A 19,976-nucleotide genomic window follows, 5' to 3' on the forward strand; every position below is an offset into this window, starting at 1 on the left:
ATGGGATTACTCTCACTACTCATATTTTTGCCTCTGCTTGCAACAGTTTTAATTCTGTTGTTGCCAGCGACCTTGCGCCAAAGCTATAAGTACATTGCATTGGGATTTACTGTGGTGCAATTTGTTTTATCAGGCTGGTTATATAGCCAATTTGATAACGCTGCCACGGGAATTAATCAGGCAAGTGGTTTTCAATTTTTGGAACAACTTCCTTGGATTCGTTTAGACTTGGGAAGTTTGGGACAGTTGGAAATTGATTATTTCGTCGGCGTCGATGGAGTTTCTCTTCCTTTGTTGGTATTAAGTGCTTTTGTCATGCTAATGGCCATTGGAGCATCTTGGAATATTACAAAAAGTACAAAAGGCTATTTCTCGCTATTGATGCTGTTGAATATGGCAGTAATGGGTATTTTCTGTGCTTTGGACTTCTTCCTATTCTACATTTTCTACGAAGTAATGTTGCTTCCGTTGTATTTCCTCATCGGAATTTGGGGTGGCGCCAATCGCGAATATGCTGCTATTAAATTCTTTATTTATACATTATTTGGTTCAGTTTTCATGCTGCTAATCATAGTAGGATTATATTTTTCTGTAGTAAATCCTGAGACAGGAGCAAATACATTCAATATGTTGCATATGATGAACCCAAACAATTATGTAGACGGTTCATTCTTCGCTTACTTGAATAATTATTACGAAGTGTTGGGAATCCCAGCACGTATGTTGGGCTTTATTGTGTTGTTTATTGCTTTTGCGATAAAAGTTCCTATCGTACCATTACATACTTGGCTACCAGATGCACACGTGGAAGCGCCTACTCCAGTATCTATTATACTTGCAGGTATTTTGTTAAAAATCGGTGGATATGGTATCATAAGAGTATGTTATAGTATATTCCCTGATGCCGCGGCAGCTGCCAATTGGTGGTTAGGATTAATCGGCGTAGTTTCCATTTTGTATGGAGCGTTGAATGCTTTAGCACAAAAAGATTTAAAGCGTTTGATAGCTTATTCCTCTGTTTCGCACATGGGTTTTGTGCTATTGGGCGTTGCTTCTTTAACCGCGGAAGGTATTTCAGGTGCATTATTCCAAATGCTTTCACACGGATTTTTATCGGCAGCCTTGTTCTTCTTAGTTGGCGTTATTTACGACCGCGTACACGACAGGTATATTTACAATTTCCGCGGATTAGCGACGCATATGCCAGCCTATACTGGATTTGTGGCTGTAGCTTTCTTTGCATCTTTGGGTTTACCAGGATTCTCTGCATTCATCGGTGAAGCTTTTGTTATCATCGGAACATTCAATGCAGAATCAGTAGGCACAGGAATTCCTCGTTGGATGGCTATTGCAGGTTCGGTAGGGATATTGTTGAGTGCAGCTTATTTGTTGTGGACTTTGCAACGCATGTTCTTTGGACAAACACGTTTCAAAGGTGGAGAAGAATGGGCAACTTTATTGACAGACATAAATACGCGCGAACGAATTATTTTGTTCCCAACATTAGCTTTAGCTTTATTATTAGGTGTTATGCCTTCGTTGGTATTTGACAAAATGAATGCAACAGTTCTTAATTTAGTTTCATTGGTTTCACAGTATCTATAATGCAAGATATCAACATACAATTACCGAGTATACTAGATCAAGTCCTTCAATCCATCCCTTATTTCAAGGCGGAATTGGCGTTGATCATCGCTTTCTTGGGCAGTATTCTAGCGACATTGTTTTTAGATAAAGCGTGGAAACAAAGCTCCTTTCTTATTACCATATTAGGTATCCTAGTATCTTTTGTATTATCGACAAAGCAATTCGGCCAACCTCAAAGTGGTTTTTTCGGAATGTTAATCGTAGATAATTTCTCGGTGTACGCTCGTGGAATAATTCAAATCGCTTTATTAATCTGTGTAATTTTTGTACAACAACATTTCCAACATAAAAAATTCGGCAAAAACTTAGGTGACGTCTACAGCATTTTACTTACGGCTGGATTAGGTATGAATATTTTGACGATGACCAGTAATTGGTTGTTGACCTTTATCGCAATTGAAACTGTTTCTATAAGTTCATATATACTCGTAGGTTATTTTTCGGAGAACAAAAAACAATCCGAAGCTTCGATGAAATATGTACTCTTTGGTTCGGTATCCGCTGCAATAATGTTGTATGGTTTGTCATTACTCTATGGCTTTACTGGAAATTTAGATTTCACCTCTTTTGAACATATTCAAGGCTTAATTGAAGCGCCAAAAATTCTTTTATCTATTGCTTTATTGTTTATGTTTGTGGGCATAGGGTTCAAACTGAGTTTTGTTCCATTTCACATGTGGGCTCCTGACGTGTATGAAGGCGCACCTACGCCAATCACTACTTTTCTATCCACAGTTCCTAAAATTGGAGCTTTGGTTTTATTAGCTCGTCTATTTGAAGAATGGACCTCGTCGTCCTTCTTTTTCTCAGAATTGGTATTGATTCTAGTAAGTGTGGCGTCTATAGTGACTATGCTAGCGGGAAACTTAATTGCGCTTCGTCAGACCAACATCAAACGTATGATGGCGTATTCTTCAATTGGTCATACTGGATTTTTGTTAATGGCTTTGGTAGGAAATTTAGCTTCAGAACCTCAAGTTTTGTTATTTTATATCACTGTATACACGATAATGAATTTGGCAGTATTCGGACTTATCGATACTTTAGAACAAAAAATAGGAAGTGCACAATTGGAAAATTACCAAGGATTGGGTAAGCAATTCCCGATTCTTTTTAGCGTATTTACCTTACTGGGTATTTCCTTAGTGGGCTTACCTCCTACTGCAGGTTTTATCGGGAAACTTTTTGTCTTTACTTCTATTTTTGATTTATTCCAATTCAACAATAACAGATACTATTTGATATTATTGGTTGTAGGTGCATTGACTTCCGTAATTTCGCTATTTTATTACTTCAAAATTCCTTTGTTTGCTTTTCTACGTAAAGGTGAAGCTGTAAATATATTACCCACGAAATCTACGTGGATTGTCTATCTTATTTCGATTATTTTAGGGTTTTCCACTTTAGTATTAGGAATTTTTCCGTCAATTTTATTATCTCTCTTCAAATAGAAACATTCGGGTTATCTTAATTCGTATATTTGTCTTATGATTAGTACTACAGCAAATTCTATCTTTCAACGTGCTATAGCAGATTATCACGTTTATGACGCCATTGATCATCCGATTTCAAATCCTTATGAGTCTAACTCACTAGAGCATTTATTGTATTTGAAATGTTGGATTGACACTGCGCAATGGCATATGGAAGATGTGGTACGTAATCCAGAAATTGATCCAAAAGACGGTTTGTATTGGAAAAGACGTATCGATAAACAGAATCAAGTACGTACTGATACAGTTGAGTATATCGATAGCTACTATTTGCAAAAATTTGCTGAAGTAAAACCTTTAGCAGCTGCTAGCATCAATACCGAAAGTCCGGCATGGGCTATTGATAGGTTGTCGATTTTGGCATTGAAAATCTATCATATGGAGCAGGAAACTCACCGTAAGGATGTGGACCAATCTCATATTGATTCATGCCAACAAAAGCTTGATATACTTTTGGAACAACGCAATGACTTATCTCAAAGTATTGACGAGTTATTGGCTGATATTGAAGCGGGCAAAAAATATATGAAAGTGTACAAACAAATGAAAATGTACAACGACCCGAACTTAAACCCAGTACTTTACAGCGCTCAAAAATAACATATATGAAGCGTATCATTGTAACTCGGTTTTCAGCAATGGGAGACGTTGCTATGGTCGCTTCGGTTCTCAAAGAATTTCAGAAACAACACGACGACACCGAAATTATTATGGTGTCCAGAAAATTATTTTCGGCATTCTTTGAGCATATACCTCGTGTCAAATTTCATGCTTTTGATCCTAAGCACAAACATAAAGGTTTAGGTGGTATTTACACCCTCTTTAAGGAATTAAAAGTTTATAAAGCAGAGTTTGTAGCTGACCTGCATAACAATATTCGAAGTCGTACTTTGGGTTTTTTATTCAAAATTGCAGGCTATAGAACCCAGATTTTGGACAAAGGAAGACAAGAGAAAAAAGAACTCACACGCGCTGAAAATAAAATTAAAAAGCAACTCAAATTGACAATTGAACGCTATGCTGATGTGTTTAGAAATTTAGGATTTGCGATTAATTTAAGCCACACTTTACAAAAAGAACAAAGACTTATTCCAACAGAATTATTAGGATCATTAGCATCTGACAAGAAAAAAATTGGAATAGCCCCCTTTGCACAACATAGCTATAAAGTATTTCCTCTATCCAAAATGGAAGAGGTTATTAAGAATCTATCTGAAACTAAGCAATACGAATTTTTCATATTTGGTGGTGGCGCTTCTGAAAAGGCTATCGCGGAAAGTTGGGAACAGAAATACAAACAGGTAAAAAATACAATTGGTAATTTTACGGTTTCGCAGGAGTTGGATATCATTTCTCATTTAGATTTAATGATTAGTATGGATAGCTCGGGCATGCATATGGCTTCTTTGGTCGGCACCAGATGTCTTTCTATCTGGGGTGCTACCCATCCGTATGCCGGTTTTTTAGGTTTCGGACAGTCTTACGAAGATTGTATTCAAGTCGAACATTCCAATAGACCTTCATCCGTATATGGCAACAAACCTTGTGATTGTGATGGTGTAGAAGCTATAGATTTAGTATCTTCAGAAATGATTTTAAACAAAATCAAAGAATTATAAGCTTAATGACTTACAAATTATTTAATCTTTTTATATAAGAAGAATTCTGTTTTTTGAAATACCCATTTTAATCTAGATGCGATAATTCCTGGTGTTCTCTCTGCCTTACGCGAAAAGGATGTCCAATAATATTTTAAATTCTTTTTCTTATTTCCCCAAGAATCTTCCCACCAATGAATTGCAAGACTATTATTTGTCAAACAATCTTCTGAATATTCTTCACGCCAAGAGAAAGGGTAGAAATAATCACGAGTAAGAACCGTAACATCCTCAAATTTTTGTTTTTCATATCTAGAGACACCATAGTTCTCTAAAAGCACTCTACTAGATATCTTCGGTGCCGCCATTGCATGATAGTACATACGAAGCAACTTCTCACTTTCCCGTAGACATTTCTCTATAAATGCATTGCCTTTTTCTCCTCCTATCACCGCCGTATTAAATGGATATTTATCTGTTCCAAGTTCGACTTGGAAGGCTATAAAAGAAGGTTCTGATAATAAATCATCAAAAGACTTTATAACCTCAACATCAGTATCAAAATAAATACCACCTTGTTTATATAAGGCATACAAGCGCATATAGTCTGAGATAAAGGCCCACCTTTTTTGCCTGTACAACACTTGGAGAAAAGGCATTTGAGCAAAGGGCGTATTTGATTCATCCCATTTTACAATCTTGTAATCAGGCATTTTTTCTTCCCAAGATCGAATACATTTTCGTATTGTATCATTATACTCTCCTTTACCATACCAACAAAAATGTAATAATTTAGGAATCATAATATTTATTAATTCTATTCTATATCTTTGCCAAAGATACTAAAATAGCGACTATAAAACATGGCAATTAGCGGGCTTGTTATTACTTTCAACGAGGAAAAATTTATTGAACGATGCGTTAAAACATTATTTAAAGTATGCGATGAAGTTATAATCATCGACTCGCTAAGCAAAGACAAAACTGTCGAAATAGCGCAATCTCTTGGTGCTACAGTTATCTCACAACCTTTTCTCGGAGATGGACCACAACGCATTTTTGGTTTACAATTTTGCAAGAACGACTGGATACTCAATGTGGATACAGACGAATTTATCGATGATGACTGTATTGCCTTTTTCCAAAACAAAGAGTTTCTAAATCAACAGTATGATGCTTATAGTTTCAGAAGGAGAAATTTTCTGAAAGATAAAGAGATCGATTTTGCAGATTGGTATCCAGACTATGCCTGTAGATTTTTTAATAAAAAGACGGCCTCCCCTTCCACTCAGATTGTCCATCAACGGGTAATAGCAACAAATATGTGCAATACCAATATGCACTTATTGCACTATGGATGGGAGAATTTCTACCAACTAATTGCTAAGAAAAACCAATATACAGATTGGCAAGTTGAAGAATTTTTGAAAAGTGGCAAAAAAGTTGGCTTCTTTTCTCCTATTATACATGGTATTTCTGCCTTCATTAAAGCCTATTTTTTAAAAAAAGGAATTTTTCATGGCATTGATGGTGTAACGTTTTCCTTAATTCAATCGTTCTTTTCTTACATGAAGTATGCTAAAGCTTTAGAAGAAATTCGAAAAAAAGAACTTTATAAATAAAATTAGGCATATAAATTGATTGTAAGTAACGAAATGATTTGTACAGTACCTTCTATTAAGCACAGCTCAACTAGAGCAAATTATAGACGAGCCGTAGCTCTGTGTGTAGATAACGCCTTTTTACCATACGCTTCCTTTGTAGCTTCTCAATTATTGCAAAAAGAGCATAATAGAGATTACGACATTGTGATATGTATGCCCCACACAAGTACAACACCAACACATTTTGATTCTCGAATTCGTTATTGTGCTATTGATTATTCTCTCTTACCTAAACTACCTGTAGGAAGATTGTCTATGGCAACATACTACAAGCTATTCTTGCCCGCAATTTTTGCCAATGAATATGATCAGATTCTATATTTGGATGCTGATGTGTATATTCTAAATGCACAAATATCAGAGCTAATGGATAAACATCAACATCATTTTCCTATCGCTATGGCAATTGATATTGCTGAAATTGAACGTGGGTCGGGTTTGAATTTTCATAATGACTACTTAAATCAATACCGAGAAATCAATCATATTTATAGAAATGCAGGGGTGATTTTGTTTAATACTCAAGAGCTTTTAAGCATAAACTATCTAAATCAGTTGTTTGATTTTATGAATAATCCAGAAAGTAAACTTACTAAACATGATCAAACGTTAATTAATACAGTTCTTCATGACAAAATTGGTTCGCTTTCTTTCTTGAATAATTATCAATTGATTGATAAAACAATCATGTTGGTTAATGATTTCAAACCTAATATTATACATTTCGTAGGAGAACTAAAACCTTGGAATGTACAAGAAGGATATGTAGGGTCATTTTACAAAGAATATAAAGATTTTATTGAACAATATTTCCCTAAAAATCCGATTATCGCCAAATCAGAATTTCAAGTGAAATATGAGAGTCGAAAAAAAAGACGCAAATACAAAAACCCTTTTCGAGAAAATATATCTTTAGCAACATTTGTCGGCAAAGAAAAACTAAAACATCTAGTTGCAAAGTTTAGTATTCAAAGTGAATTTCAAATAGAGAAACACACTAAAATACGCTTGTTGTTACTTAGATTCAAAAGGACGATAAAAAATGCTATTGGACAATATGAGTTAGAAATGGTTAACAGATAAAAGAGAAGTAAGATTTGATGAAGACGAGAAAAAAAATTTTATTAGCTGTACCTAATCATGTTGGTTTTCCTGAAATTTTTAGGAAAAATTTTGAATATTTGGACATTGAGGTAAAGATAATTCCTCACCAACTTAATGACAAATTTAGATATAAAAATTTCTTACAAAGAGCTCATAACTTTTTCAGAAAAACGTTTCTTAGAGATAAAAACTTTAAAAAGAAGTTGATATTAAAGAAAAATGAGCAGGATTTAATTAAAGAAATAAATGAGGCCGCTGGATTTGATTATGGCATTTTTATCCGCTTAGACTTATTTAGTACGGAATTTTTAAATATTGCAAAATCAAAATGTAAAAAATGTATTGGATACCAATGGGACGGACTTAGTCGATATCCTATGATATATGATAGAATCAATTTCATGGACAAATTTTATGTCTTCGACACGTCTGATCTTAAAGAAGCTAAAACCTTGCCTATTACCAACTTCTATTTCGATTATTACATGGAAACATCAGTAAAAAATAACAAGGCAAAAAAAATTTACTATTTAGGAAGCTACGAGCATGACCGGATTCAAATTTTGGATGATATTCTGCAAAAACTTAATAAAGATATAGAAAAGGACATTACCATAATATCCAATAAAGAAAAGATAATAAAATCGCTTAACCATACAGTAATTAAAGTTAGACCTGAAACAACAACATTTGAAGATAATCTCAAAAATGTTATGAGTTCATCCATTATATTGGACATACATAATAATATTCATTCAGGTTTGTCATTTCGTATATTTGAAGGAATAGGGTATGATAAGAAAATTATAACCACAAATACTGAAGTGAAGTACTATGATTTCTACAATCCTAGTAATATACTAATTTGGGAAGGGCAAAGTAAAGAACAATTAGATGAATTTATCAATTATCCCTACGAAACTTTAAATGAAACCATTAAGTCTAAATATAGTTTTACAAACTGGCTACAATATATCTTAGGAGAGGGAGAATATATTCCCCTAATTCTACCCCATAAAGATAATTGTTATTTAGATGATAAAAATCAAAAAGTCCAATCTTTCGATTGGACCTTTCAGACGCAGAGAGGAAGGGATTCGAACCCTCGATACGGTTGCCCGTATACTACCTTTCCAGGGTAGCTCCTTCAACCACTCGGACACCTCTCTGTCGGCAAAAATAAACAAAAGCTGCATATCTAAAAGGGATTATTCAATTTTATTTTTTAAATATCTTATCTTTAAGATATGTCAAATAAAATATTATATCTAATTCGTCATGGAAAAGCAGAAGATCACTCCTTTCTAAAGAGAGATTATGAACGGAATCTGGTGGAGAAAGGAATAAACAGAAGTCAGATCGTGGCACAAAAGATTAAAAAGCAACTTTCTAAGGAGGAAATCTTAATTGTAAGTTCTAGTGCTAACCGAGCGTTACAAACTGCAGAAGTATTTGGGGAAATAGTGGAGTATTCCAAGAGTGAGATTCAGCAGGAAAGTAGCATCTACGAGGCTTACTACACCGAAATTCTAAAGGTGATTAACAAAGTCGACAATAAAGCCAATACAGTTTTTATTTTTGGACATAATCCTGGCTTGTCGGATTTAACGAATTACCTGTGTAATTCTTATATAGATCTTAAAACGTCCCATGCTGCCAAAATAATTTTACCAGAAGGTTTTAATTTCAGCGAAGTTTCGGGTAGTACCTGCCAACTTGAGGGTGTTATTACAGAATAAATTTCTGTACCTTCGTATATATGGCAAACAAACTTCAAAACGAAAATTCTCCATATCTTAAACAGCATGCACATAATCCCGTGTATTGGTTTCCTTGGGGAAAAGAAGCACTCACCAAAGCTAAAGAAGAAAATAAGCTTATCATCATAAGTATTGGATATTCTGCCTGTCACTGGTGCCATGTCATGGAACGCGAAAGTTTTGAAAACGAAGCTATTGCCCAAACCATGAATAAATTCTATGTCTCGATAAAAATCGATAGAGAAGAAAGACCTGATATTGACCAAATCTATATGATTGCGGTACAATTAATGACAAATGCAGGTGGTTGGCCTTTGAATGTTATTTGTTTGCCTGACGGAAGACCAATATATGGAGGCACGTATTTCAAGCCACAAGATTGGCAAAATGTATTATTACAAATTGCACAAATGTGGGAAGAAACGCCCGAAACTGCCATTGATTATGCAGAACGCTTAACAGCAGGGATTAATAAAGCCGAAAAATTACCTATCGCTCCTATTCCGGAAGAATATACTTTACAGGATATAAAATCCATTGTATTGCCTTGGAAAGAACAGTTTGACCTTCGCGATGGTGGTTATCGACGAGCACCTAAATTTCCTCTTCCCAACAATTGGTTATTTTTCCTTCGATATGCGGTATTAGCTAATGATGAAGAAACGCTTAATCACGTCCATTTTACACTCGAAAAAATAGCAAATGGAGGCATCTACGACCACATAGGAGGCGGTTTCGCACGCTATTCTGTTGATGGTAAATGGCACGTTCCGCATTTTGAGAAAATGCTCTATGACAATGGACAGTTAATCAGTCTGTATAGTGAAGCATATCAACAAAAACCTAATCCGATTTATAAAAATGTAGTTTTCGAAACAATTGCATGGGCAAAACGAGAAATGCTAGCCGATAACGGAGGATTTTATTCTGCTCTTGATGCCGATAGTGAAGGAGTGGAAGGTAAATTCTACACTTTCGAGTATAATGAGTTTGATATTTTGGGTGAAGACGCCGATTTGGCAATAGCTTATTATAATATAACCCCAAACGGAAATTGGTCCGAAGAACAAATCAATATTCCTTTTGTTGATACTGCAAACTATAATTTAATTGAAGAAGCAGGATTCACAACAGAAGAATGGGACAACTATCTTCAAGAGATTAAATCCAAATTATTAGTTTATCGCAGTAATCGCGTGCGTCCAGGGTTAGATCACAAGCAACTGACCACTTGGAATTCGTTATTGCTGAAAGGTTTGGTAGATGCATATAAGGTATTTGGAGATCAAGAACATTTAGACTTAGCCTTAAATATTGCACAATTTATTCAAAACTATTGTACCCAAAACAATAATGAGTTACTTCATCAACCAGAAGATTCCAATCGTAGGATAGAAGGATTTTTGGACGATTATGCATTCACTATTGAAGCTTATATTTCCCTTTATGAAGCGACTTTTGATGAAAGCTGGGTATATAAAGCAAAAGACCTGGCTAATAAAGCGATAGAATTATTTTATGATGCCGCTACAAAAACTTTTTACTATACAGCTTCTAATGCAGAAGAGCTGATTGCCCGTAAAAGTGAAATCATGGACAATGTGATTCCTGCTTCCTCGTCAACGATAGTGCGTCAACTTTATAAATTAGGCTTGCTATTAGATCAAGAAGACTTTACCGCAATTGCAGATCAAGTATTTGCCAATGTATTTCCCTATATTAAGAGCTATGGCTCGGCTTATTCGAATTGGGCGATACAATTATTGGAACACCATTATGGAACCAACGAAATCGCATTGACAGGAGAAAATGCTTTAGAATGGCGCAAAGAGTTGGATAGACAAACTTATATTCCTAATAAGATTGTTCTGGGAGGAACAAAAAGTACACTTCCTTTGTTAATAAATAAAGAACAATTGGAGTCAAAAGCATACCTTTGTCGTAACAATACCTGTAGTCTTCCGCAATCGTCGATTACACACTTATTAGAATTAATCAAATAAAAACGAGATGGATAGCATCTCATAACAATTACAAAATGGCAATAGAAAACAACAACGTTGTAACGTTGAATTACATTCTTCACACAATCGAAGAAAACGGTGAAAAAACATTTGTTGAACAAACGACTACAGAAAATCCTTTAACATTCTTATATGGTGTAGGTATGATGTTACCTAAATTCGAAGAAAACATCGCAGGATTAAACGAAGGTGACAAAACATCTTTTGATTTAGCTGCTGCTGATGCTTACGGCGAAAGAGATGACAGAGCTATCGCTCAATTACCTGCTGATATGTTCAAAGAAACTGGTTTACCTCCATTAGGTGAAGTATTACCATTACAAGATAATCAAGGAAATCAATTCCGCGCAGTAGTAGTAGATGTTACTCCAGAAGCTGTTGTTGCTGACTTGAACCACCCAATGGCTGGTAAAACTTTAAGCTTCGAAATCGAAGTATTAAACGTACGTCCTGCTACTCAAGAAGAATTGTCTCATGGACATGCGCACGGTATCGACGGTACTCAAGGTCACTAATTTTTGCAAGTGAAACATAAAAAGCAAGCCAAATGGCTCGCTTTTTATGTTTCATATTATTTTTTTATTAATTCCAAAGTAGCTCTTTCTATACCATCTTCATCGGACTCTCCCTCAAAAATTAAATACAGCTTATTATTCTTAATGAGATATTCAAATTCCATTTCGAATTCAAAACTCATTCCTTCGTAACCCCCCTTTAAATGAGATTGTTAAAATTTTTCCTGCTACAGAATAGGTAAAATTCTCAGTAGTCCATTCTCCATCTTCAAACGATCTTAAAGAGCCAGTTTTATCTGCTTTAAAAACATAAGTTTGCTTTTCCTCCGCAGCCGTATAATTGATGATGTCTGAATCAATTAATTTCCCCTAGCATCGAATAATTCATATTTCTCCAATAGTGATTCCCAAGTACCTATTATGTTAGCTTTTTGAATCGTCTCTGAATCAGGAGAATTGTAATCGTTCTTATCACATCCTACAATGAAGGTGAAAGATGCAAAAAAGAAAATAAGGGCTTTAGCGTTCATGCGAAATTTTAAGTTAAAATATTATCACATAAAAATATACACTTACAATTTAATTAAGATTAATTATTATCCAATTATTCATCTTTGTAAGTAATACACTACAATTTTAACGCTCGCAGCATTTCTCTTTTTCCAGGAGCTCCAGGCGCTTTTTCGATGGAGAATCCAAGGGCTTTCATACTTCTTTTTAGGTTTCCTGTAATCGCATAAGTAACAAATACTCCTCCAGGCTTTAAGAAACTAGTTACATGAGCTAATGTCTCATCAGACCACATTTCCGGCTGGTGAATCGCAGCGAAAGCATCAAAATAAATCACATCAAACAACTTTGTCGATGCAAATTCCAAAACTTTAGTATGCGCTATTTGTAAGTGGATAGATTCATTTATAATAACATCATTTTTCAATGCTTTGTCATACTGTTCACAATACGCATCCCAAATTTCTGAAGACACATATTCGTTATATCCAATATTTTCAATTACTGCTTTGTCCAATGGATAAGCTTCAATACCACAATAATCCAATTTTATATTTTCAGCAGCACAATAATCTGCCGTCAATATAAAATTCAAGCCTGTACCAAATCCAATTTCTAAAATAGAAGCCTCTTTTATATTTTCCTTTTCTAAATAAAATTGTAATCCAGTTTTTAGAAAAACATGCTTACTTTCTTTCAAAGCACCATGTTTAGAATGATAATTTTCACCTATTTGAGCATTAAAAATCGTTTTGGAGCCATCGCCTGTCGTCACAAAATCCATAATCCATAATTTTTGTGTCAAATTTAAAACAAAAAAACTATTTTAGCCTTAGATAATCTCTACATGAAAACTATTCTAAAGAATTACAGCAGCATCATTCTTCTTTTAATTGGGATAACTATCGGTAGTTTGATCGGTTTGTTCCTTCCGAATGTGGTTGAATACATTAAGCCTATAGGTGATATTTTTCTAAACTTACTTTTTGTCGCTGTAATACCTTTATTATTTTTTGCTATTTCATCCGCCATTGCAAACATTGAAAGCAATGGAAAACTCGGAAAAATCCTAGGCGTCATGACATCTGTGTTTGTAGTGACCATTGCGATTGCTGCCGTACTGACAATTGTCGGTTTATGGGCTTTTCCGGTGACAGCCATCAAAGATGCTTCTGCCATTTCGGAAACCATCAGTACCAATCCAGAAGACAGTTGGGGAGATAAAATTGTCCGTTTTGTTAGTGTGGGTGAATTTGTTAATCTTTTGTCGCGTCAAAATATTTTAGCCTTTGTTATTTTTTCTTTTCTAATTGGTATTTCTGTTCGCAAAAGCGGTGAAGTAGGAAAACCTTTTCTAAACTTTCTTCTTGCTGGAAATGAAGTCATGCAAAACCTATTGACTATCATCATGAAGCTTGGCCCCATCGGCTTAGGCGCCTATTTTGCTTATCAAGTACAGACATTAGGTCCCGAATTATTTGGCTTCTATGCTAAGCCTCTAGCTTTTTATTACATATTTGGAACCGTATTCTTTTTCGTTATTTACTCGCTTTATTCTTTTATAGGTAATGGAAAGTCAGGAATAAAAAATTACTGGCGCTTTAATATTACACCTTCATTAACCGCTGTAAGTACCTGTAGCAGTTTGGCAACATTACCCGCAAACTTACTCGCAGCAAAAAAAATGGGAATTCCTAATTATATCGCCTCTGTAGTTATTCCTTTAGGAAACACGCTTTATAAAAACGGATCTTCCATTTCGTCCATTCTGAAAATATATGTAGCCTTCGCTATTCTGGACTGGAACTTTTTCGAGCCTACAACATTGATTACTGCTGTGGGAATCACTTTATTGGTAAGTATGGTTGCGGGCGGAATTCCGAATGGTGGTTTTATCGGGGAAATGCTTATGATCTCCATCTATGGTATTCCAAATGAAGCTGTCCCTGCTATTATGATTATCGGAGCATTAGTAGATCCCCTAGCGACAATACTCAATGCTACAGGAGATACAGTAGCAGCCATGTTGGTCACCAAATTTTCGGGAGAAAAAATCTTTTCTAATGAAACAGAGCTAGAAACCTCCACAGAAATGTAAAATTGCTTATTGAATATTATTTTTATTATCCTCAATAAAGATAAAGCGCAAATAACTAAGAACTTATAAAACCAAAACATTATTAAGAACGATTCTAAATAAATAGCTTAACTTGCTAAATTCATTCTTTCATGAAGCTTTTCGTAATTTTGCATTTGGTTAAGTGAAATTTTAGTATGAAAAAAAGTTCAATCATTCTGATTGTTATCATTGCAATTGCGATTGCTATGATTTTGGTTATCTATACGGATTCAAGTACGTATTCAACTTTTTCTGAAGCAAAAGAAAAGAAAACTGAATTGTATGTAGTAGGCGTGTTGAATAAAGAGAAGGATTTGCATTATGACCCAGTAAAAGATGCTAACCACTTTTCATTTTATATGTACGACAATGACGGTACAGAGTGTAAAGTTGTTTTCAATGGTTCAAAACCTCAAGATATTGAACGCTCAGAACAGATAGTTTTGACTGGTAAGATGGAAGGCGACACATTTCACGCTACTAAAATCCTGATGAAATGTCCTTCAAAATACAATAAAGACGAAATGGAAGTGAAAGAAGCTACTAGTGCTTCGATTTAATCATATTTTTTTAGCAATTCTATTCAATGGATATCAATTACGTAGGTGAACACCTATTACCCGGTAAGATAGGCCAGTTTTTTGTGATTTTATCATTTGGAGCGGCGTTACTTTCCTTTATAAGTTACTTTTTTGCGACCAAAAAACCGGATGAGAAATCATGGAAAATGATGGGTCGTATTGGCTTTATTCTAAATGCTATCTCTGTAGTTACAATTGGCTCATTATTGTTCTACATGATATACAATCATATGTTTGAGTACTATTACGTATGGTCACATTCGGATACTTCATTACCTACACATTATATTATTTCCTCCTTTTGGGAAGGACAAGAAGGTAGTTTCTGGCTATGGATGTTCTGGCAAGTCATTATCAGTACAGTATTGCTTTTCACTGCAAAAACTTGGGAATCCCCTGTGATGACCTTTGTGATGTTGTGTCAAACTTTCTTGGCAAGTATGCTAATTGGTGTTGAAGTTTTTGGCAGCCGTATTGGTAGCTCGCCATTTATTTTGTTGCGCGATGCAATGGATGCACCGATTTTCAAAGATCCAAACTATCTATCCATGATAGACGGCAAAGGTTTGAATGCGTTATTGCAAAACTATTGGATGGTTATCCACCCTCCTACTTTATTCTTAGGATTTGCTTCTATGATTGTTCCTTTTGCTTATGCAGCGGCGGGATTGTGGACACGACGTTTTAAAGAATGGACAGTTAAAGGTTTGCCATGGGCATTGTTTGCTGTAATGATTTTGGGTGCCGGTATTATAATGGGATCTTTCTGGGCGTATGAAGCATTGAACTTTGGTGGTTTTTGGGCTTGGGATCCTGTTGAAAATGTTTCTATCATCCCTTGGTTTACACTAATTGCAGCAGTTCACGTTATTTTGGCCTATAAATATTCAGGCCATGGGTACTTTACTGCGACTCTACTATCGTTAGTAAGTTTTGTCTTGGTGATCTATGCTTCATATTTGACACGTTCAGGTATTTTGGGTGAGACTTCAGTCCACTCCTTCACCAGTCTAGGTATGTCAGGTCAGTTGATTATTTTCAACTTGGTATTCTTAGGAATTATGATTGGATTGATGGTTTGGAGAAGAAAAGAATTGCCATCGACACAAAAAGAAGAAGAGATTTACTCCAGAGAATTCTGGTTGTTTATTGGTGCTTTAGTACTGACAGTTGCTTGTGTCCAAATGATTGCAACTACTTCTATACCAGTATTCAATGCATTATTCGACACAAAAGTAGCTCCTCCAATCGACCCTATCGCGCATTATAATAAATGGCAAGGGGCTTTTGCAGTTGTGATTTTGTTATTGACGGCTATCGCACAATTCTTAAAATATAAACGTACTGATGGCAAGAAATTCTGGGCTTCTACAATAGCTTCCTTAATCGTGTCTTTAGCTTTAGCAGCTGGTGCAATTTACTTGACCAAAACCTACACGAATGTAATGTACATTTTGATCATGTTTACAGGTATATTCTGTATCGTATCTAATGTACGTATTTTAGGAGATGCTATTAAAGGCAAATGGAAACTTACAGGCTCTGCTGTTTCACATATTGGTTTCGGTTTCCTAGTAATCGGTGCTTTGGTTGCTGCAGCGACAAATGAAGTAATTTCTGTAAATCAAAGCGGATATATCGGCGTTAAAAACTTCGGTAAAGAAGGTGACAAATTCACTGATCCAGGAGAAAACTTATTCTTAACAGAAGGCGAACCTGTACAAATGGGCGAATACCGAATTACGTACACAGGAGATAGCATTTCTGCACCGAATGTTTTTTATCACATCAAATACGAAAAGATTGATGAAGAATCTGGTAAAGTAAAAGAGTCCTTTACTTTAAGTCCTTTTGCGCAGAATAATCCAGATATGGGTGGTTTGATCGGAACACCAGATACACGTCACTATATTACACACGATATTTACACGTTGATCACAGCTGCAGCTGCTGATTCTCAAGCTCCTTTGACTAAAATCAAAGAAGAAGACAAAACAGGTTTTGAGGAATACGATGAACCAGCAACCTATCAAGTGAATATCGGCGATACATTACGCTACAGAAATGGTGTATTTGTAATCGAAGGTGTTAACAAACAAGCTAAACTAGAGAACATACCGTTACAACCAACTGATGTTATCGTAGGCTTGAAAATCAAAGTTATTGCTGCTGATCAAAAAGAATACAAAACAGAACCTATATTCTTATTGAAAGATGGTAATGCTTATGACTTTAATAAGGATGTAACTGAGCAAGGGTTGAAATTCCGATTTACTAATATTATCCCTGATAAGGATAAATTAGAAATCATGGTTTATCAAAAACCACTACCTGAGAAAAAATGGATTGTGTTCAAGGCGATAAAATTCCCTTACATCAATTTCTTTTGGGCTGGTACAATAATCATGACTATTGGTTTTATCATGGCCATTGTAAGACGTATCAAAGAAGGTAAATCAAAAGTTCAAATCGAAGATTAAGATGAATATAGTAATTATTGGAAGTGGAAATATCGCTACGCATTTAGCAAATGCTTTATACGCTACAAATAATACTATTTCACAAGTATATAGCCTTTCATTAGCCAATGCTCAAGCATTGGCTAATGTTGTTTCAGGCACAGCTTTAATAGAGCTCAAGGAAGTCGACAACGAGGCAGATCTTTATGTTATTGCGGTTTCAGATAGCGCAATTGAGGAAGTAGTGCAACAATTACCTGCAGATTTAGAAGGCATTGTAGTACATACTTCGGGTGCGACCGACATCAATGTGCTAAGCAAATTCACCAATCATGGTGTAATTTATCCTCCGCAAAGTATTAATAAAAACATAGCAACAGACCTTTCATTAATTCCATTCGGAATAGAAGGAAATACTACACAAGTTTTTGACAAACTATTCAAACTTATAAAAGATATTGCTCCTAAAACATTTGCTTGTACTTCAAAACAAAGACTGGCCTTACACCTTTCCGCTGTAGTCGCCAATAACTTTAGTAATGCGCTATTTTCACTAGCAAAAAAAATTATGGATCGCGAAAATTTGGACTTCGAATTATTGAAACCTATAATTTCAGAGACTGCATCAAAAGTACAAAATCATGATCCTAACCAAACCCAAACAGGTCCAGCTCGCAGAGGGGATTATGAAGTCATTAATAAGCATTTACAATTCTTAAGTCAATACCCTACGGAAAGGGAAATATATCAAGTTTTGACAGATTTTATTATTAAAAGGTATCACAATTAGTCTTTTATTTACGAAAAAGGTAAAAGTTCTGTACTGTATCTTAATACTGAAATTACTTACTAATTTTGCTTAGTTAAAAACAAAAGCAACTAATATTAGTATATAATATAACTTCAGATTAAATCATGGCAGTTAGAAAACTAATTCTTATATCTATCATCGTAATAAACCTTATCATCATTTCTTTTGGTCTTATATTCACTCCAAGATGGTTTTGGTTATTAATTATCCCTATTCCGCTTCTGATAGTAGCTGTATATCATAGCATACAGACACATCACGCTATTCTTAGAAATTATCCTTTAGTAGGAGCTTTTCGTTATTTCTTCGAATCGTTTAGACCAGAATTAAGACAATACTTTTGGGAATCGGATACTGATGGTAGACCATTCAACAGAAGACAACGCTCAATTGTATATCAACGTGCGAAGAATCAACGTGAAACCGTTGCTTTTGGTATGCAATCAGACCCACAAGCGGTAGGTAACGAATGGGTAGCACACTCCATCTTTCCAACACATATTGAGAACCACGATCTACGTACGATGGTAGGTAATAGCGCCTGTAAACAGCCTTATAGTTTAAGTATATTCAATATCTCCGCGATGAGTTATGGCGCATTGAGTAAAACAGCAATTACCGCTTTGAATAAAGGAGCTGCTCTACAAAAATTTGCGCATAACACAGGTGAAGGAGGTATCAGTGATTACCACATCAATGGTGGTGATTTGATTTGGCAAATTGGTACGGGCTATTTCGGATGTCGTGATGAGAACGGATATTTTGATGGAGAATTATACGCTGAAAAATCAAATAGACCTTATGTCAAAATGATTGAGCTTAAGATTTCTCAAGGTGCAAAACCAGGGCATGGAGGTATTCTTCCAGCGGCTAAAAACACACCCGAAGTTGCAGCTATTCGTCACGTGATCCCAGGAACAGATGTCATGTCTCCCCCAGCGCACAGTGCGTTCTCTAATCCCATGGAGATGATGTATTTTATCCAAAAATTACGTGAATTATCTGGTTATAAACCCGTTGGTTTTAAAATTTGTATTGGCGATAAGCAGGAATTTATCGAAATCTGTAATGCAATGCAGAATACGCAAATCTACCCAGATTTCATCTCTATCGATGGTTCGGAAGGTGGTACTGGTGCTGCCCCATTAGAATTTACCGATAATATCGGTATGCCACTATATGATGCATTAACTTTTGTTACGACAACATTGATTAATTATGGTTTGAAAAAACACATTAAATTAATCGCCTCTAGCCGTATTGTAACAGGTTTTGATTTAATGAAAGCTTTAGCTTTAGGTGCTGATGCATGTTATAGTGCGCGCGGAATGATGTTCGCATTAGGTTGTATACAAGCCCTAAAATGTAATGAAGACGTATGTCCTGTAGGTGTCGCAACACAAAAGCCACACTTATACAAAGGTCTTGATGTCGCAGATAAACATGTGCGTGTAGCACAATTCCATCGTAACACACTACGCGCTACAGTAGAAATCATGGAAGCATGTGGTTTCAAAACTGTTGATGAAATTCGGGCAGAAAAATTCTACAGAAAAGTGGATGCTGTGACGACTTTAAGTTTCCACGATATATACTTCAAGAACACCGGAAAATACAATAAAAAAGAAAATACTTTTCAGAAAGAAGAATTCTTGGATGATTAAAATAAACCAAAAAGGTCGACTACTTAG

Annotated in this window: 19 protein-coding genes and 1 tRNA gene; 14 read left to right on the forward strand and 6 right to left on the reverse strand. The window is 35.4% G+C overall.

Annotated elements, in window-relative coordinates; genetic code table 11:
- The 4 genes from G5B32_RS05110 to G5B32_RS05125 are packed head-to-tail and all read left to right on the forward strand — an operon-like array spanning position 1 to position 4,759.
- On the forward strand, positions 1-1,605 hold the full coding sequence (locus G5B32_RS05110) for a NuoM family protein (RefSeq protein WP_165290471.1): 1,605 nt from the start codon (positions 1-3) through the stop codon (positions 1,603-1,605).
- On the forward strand, positions 1,605-3,098 hold the full coding sequence (locus tag G5B32_RS05115; protein WP_165290472.1) for an NADH-quinone oxidoreductase subunit N: 1,494 nt from the start codon (positions 1,605-1,607) through the stop codon (positions 3,096-3,098). The genes G5B32_RS05110 and G5B32_RS05115 overlap by 1 nt, the downstream gene beginning before the upstream one ends.
- 36 nt (positions 3,099-3,134) lie before the next feature.
- Positions 3,135-3,740 (forward strand): DUF4254 domain-containing protein, encoded by a 606-nt coding sequence (locus G5B32_RS05120; RefSeq protein WP_165290473.1) that lies wholly within the window; start codon positions 3,135-3,137, stop codon positions 3,738-3,740.
- Between the two features lie 5 nt (positions 3,741-3,745).
- Positions 3,746-4,759 carry a glycosyltransferase family 9 protein gene (locus G5B32_RS05125; protein WP_165290474.1) on the forward strand — a complete coding sequence of 338 codons (1,014 nt, stop codon included), beginning with the start codon at positions 3,746-3,748 and terminating at the stop codon, positions 4,757-4,759.
- Between the two features lie 17 nt (positions 4,760-4,776).
- Here the strand turns inward: G5B32_RS05125 and G5B32_RS05130 are convergent, their stop codons facing one another.
- A complete protein-coding gene (locus G5B32_RS05130; protein ID WP_165290475.1) occupies positions 4,777-5,541 on the reverse strand; it encodes a glycosyltransferase in 765 nt (254 codons plus the stop codon).
- Between the two features lie 60 nt (positions 5,542-5,601).
- On the opposite strand from G5B32_RS05130, the gene G5B32_RS05135 reads away from it, so the two are divergent.
- Entirely contained in the window at positions 5,602-6,360 is a 759-nt protein-coding gene (locus G5B32_RS05135) for a glycosyltransferase family 2 protein (protein ID WP_165290476.1), read from the forward strand.
- Positions 6,361-6,393: 33 nt separating this feature from the next.
- Complete coding sequence (locus G5B32_RS05140) at positions 6,394-7,485, forward strand: glycosyltransferase family 8 protein (RefSeq protein ID WP_165290477.1); 1,092 nt, start codon at positions 6,394-6,396, stop codon at positions 7,483-7,485.
- Between the two features lie 1,103 nt (positions 7,486-8,588).
- Here the strand turns inward: G5B32_RS05140 and G5B32_RS05145 are convergent.
- Positions 8,589-8,675 (reverse strand) — tRNA-Ser (locus G5B32_RS05145).
- Between the two features lie 78 nt (positions 8,676-8,753).
- Between G5B32_RS05145 and G5B32_RS05150 the strand changes: the two genes are divergently transcribed.
- The 3 genes from G5B32_RS05150 to G5B32_RS05160 are packed head-to-tail and all read left to right on the forward strand — an operon-like array spanning position 8,754 to position 11,805.
- Positions 8,754-9,245 (forward strand): SixA phosphatase family protein, encoded by a 492-nt coding sequence (locus G5B32_RS05150; RefSeq protein ID WP_165290478.1) that lies wholly within the window; start codon positions 8,754-8,756, stop codon positions 9,243-9,245.
- Positions 9,246-9,265: 20 nt separating this feature from the next.
- Complete coding sequence (locus tag G5B32_RS05155; protein ID WP_165290479.1) at positions 9,266-11,269, forward strand: thioredoxin domain-containing protein; 2,004 nt, start codon at positions 9,266-9,268, stop codon at positions 11,267-11,269.
- A 35-nt stretch (positions 11,270-11,304) separates the two neighbouring features.
- Positions 11,305-11,805: a peptidylprolyl isomerase gene (locus G5B32_RS05160; protein WP_165290480.1), complete on the forward strand. Its 501-nt coding sequence runs from the start codon at positions 11,305-11,307 to the stop codon at positions 11,803-11,805.
- 56 nt (positions 11,806-11,861) lie between these two features.
- On the opposite strand, the gene G5B32_RS17440 is transcribed toward G5B32_RS05160, so the two are convergent.
- The 4 genes from G5B32_RS17440 to mnmD form a co-directional block, all read right to left on the reverse strand.
- A complete protein-coding gene (locus G5B32_RS17440; protein WP_262886425.1) occupies positions 11,862-11,987 on the reverse strand; it encodes a hypothetical protein in 126 nt (41 codons plus the stop codon).
- Complete coding sequence (locus G5B32_RS17630) at positions 11,977-12,165, reverse strand: lipocalin family protein (RefSeq protein WP_165290520.1); 189 nt, start codon at positions 12,163-12,165, stop codon at positions 11,977-11,979. The genes G5B32_RS17440 and G5B32_RS17630 overlap by 11 nt, the downstream gene beginning before the upstream one ends.
- Positions 12,165-12,335, reverse strand: coding sequence for a hypothetical protein (locus G5B32_RS05170; protein WP_165290481.1), 171 nt, complete (start codon positions 12,333-12,335; stop codon positions 12,165-12,167). The genes G5B32_RS17630 and G5B32_RS05170 overlap by 1 nt, the downstream gene beginning before the upstream one ends.
- Positions 12,336-12,433: 98 nt before the next feature.
- The gene (mnmD, locus tag G5B32_RS05175) at positions 12,434-13,120 is read right to left on the reverse strand and encodes a tRNA (5-methylaminomethyl-2-thiouridine)(34)-methyltransferase MnmD (protein ID WP_317166087.1); all 687 of its coding nucleotides are present in this window, start codon (positions 13,118-13,120) and stop codon (positions 12,434-12,436) included.
- Between the two features lie 42 nt (positions 13,121-13,162).
- On the opposite strand from mnmD, the gene G5B32_RS05180 reads away from it, so the two are divergent.
- The 5 genes from G5B32_RS05180 (at position 13,163) to G5B32_RS05200 (ending at position 19,949) form a co-directional block, all read left to right on the forward strand.
- Positions 13,163-14,413 (forward strand): dicarboxylate/amino acid:cation symporter, encoded by a 1,251-nt coding sequence (locus G5B32_RS05180; RefSeq protein WP_165290482.1) that lies wholly within the window; start codon positions 13,163-13,165, stop codon positions 14,411-14,413.
- Positions 14,414-14,589: 176 nt separating this feature from the next.
- On the forward strand, positions 14,590-14,994 hold the full coding sequence (locus tag G5B32_RS05185; protein ID WP_165290483.1) for a cytochrome c maturation protein CcmE: 405 nt from the start codon (positions 14,590-14,592) through the stop codon (positions 14,992-14,994).
- Positions 14,995-15,020: 26 nt separating this feature from the next.
- Positions 15,021-17,495: a heme lyase CcmF/NrfE family subunit gene (locus tag G5B32_RS05190; RefSeq protein WP_165290484.1), complete on the forward strand. Its 2,475-nt coding sequence runs from the start codon at positions 15,021-15,023 to the stop codon at positions 17,493-17,495.
- 1 nt (position 17,496) lies between these two features.
- The gene (locus G5B32_RS05195) at positions 17,497-18,264 is read left to right on the forward strand and encodes a Rossmann-like and DUF2520 domain-containing protein (protein WP_165290485.1); all 768 of its coding nucleotides are present in this window, start codon (positions 17,497-17,499) and stop codon (positions 18,262-18,264) included.
- Between the two features lie 125 nt (positions 18,265-18,389).
- A complete protein-coding gene (locus tag G5B32_RS05200; protein WP_165290486.1) occupies positions 18,390-19,949 on the forward strand; it encodes an FMN-binding glutamate synthase family protein in 1,560 nt (519 codons plus the stop codon).
- Positions 19,950-19,976 lie beyond the last annotated feature (27 nt).

Origin of the sequence: Sphingobacterium sp. SGL-16 (genome assembly GCF_011043515.1) — a bacterium.
In the GTDB taxonomy this organism is placed as follows: Bacteria; Bacteroidota; Bacteroidia; order Sphingobacteriales; family Sphingobacteriaceae; genus Sphingobacterium; species Sphingobacterium litopenaei.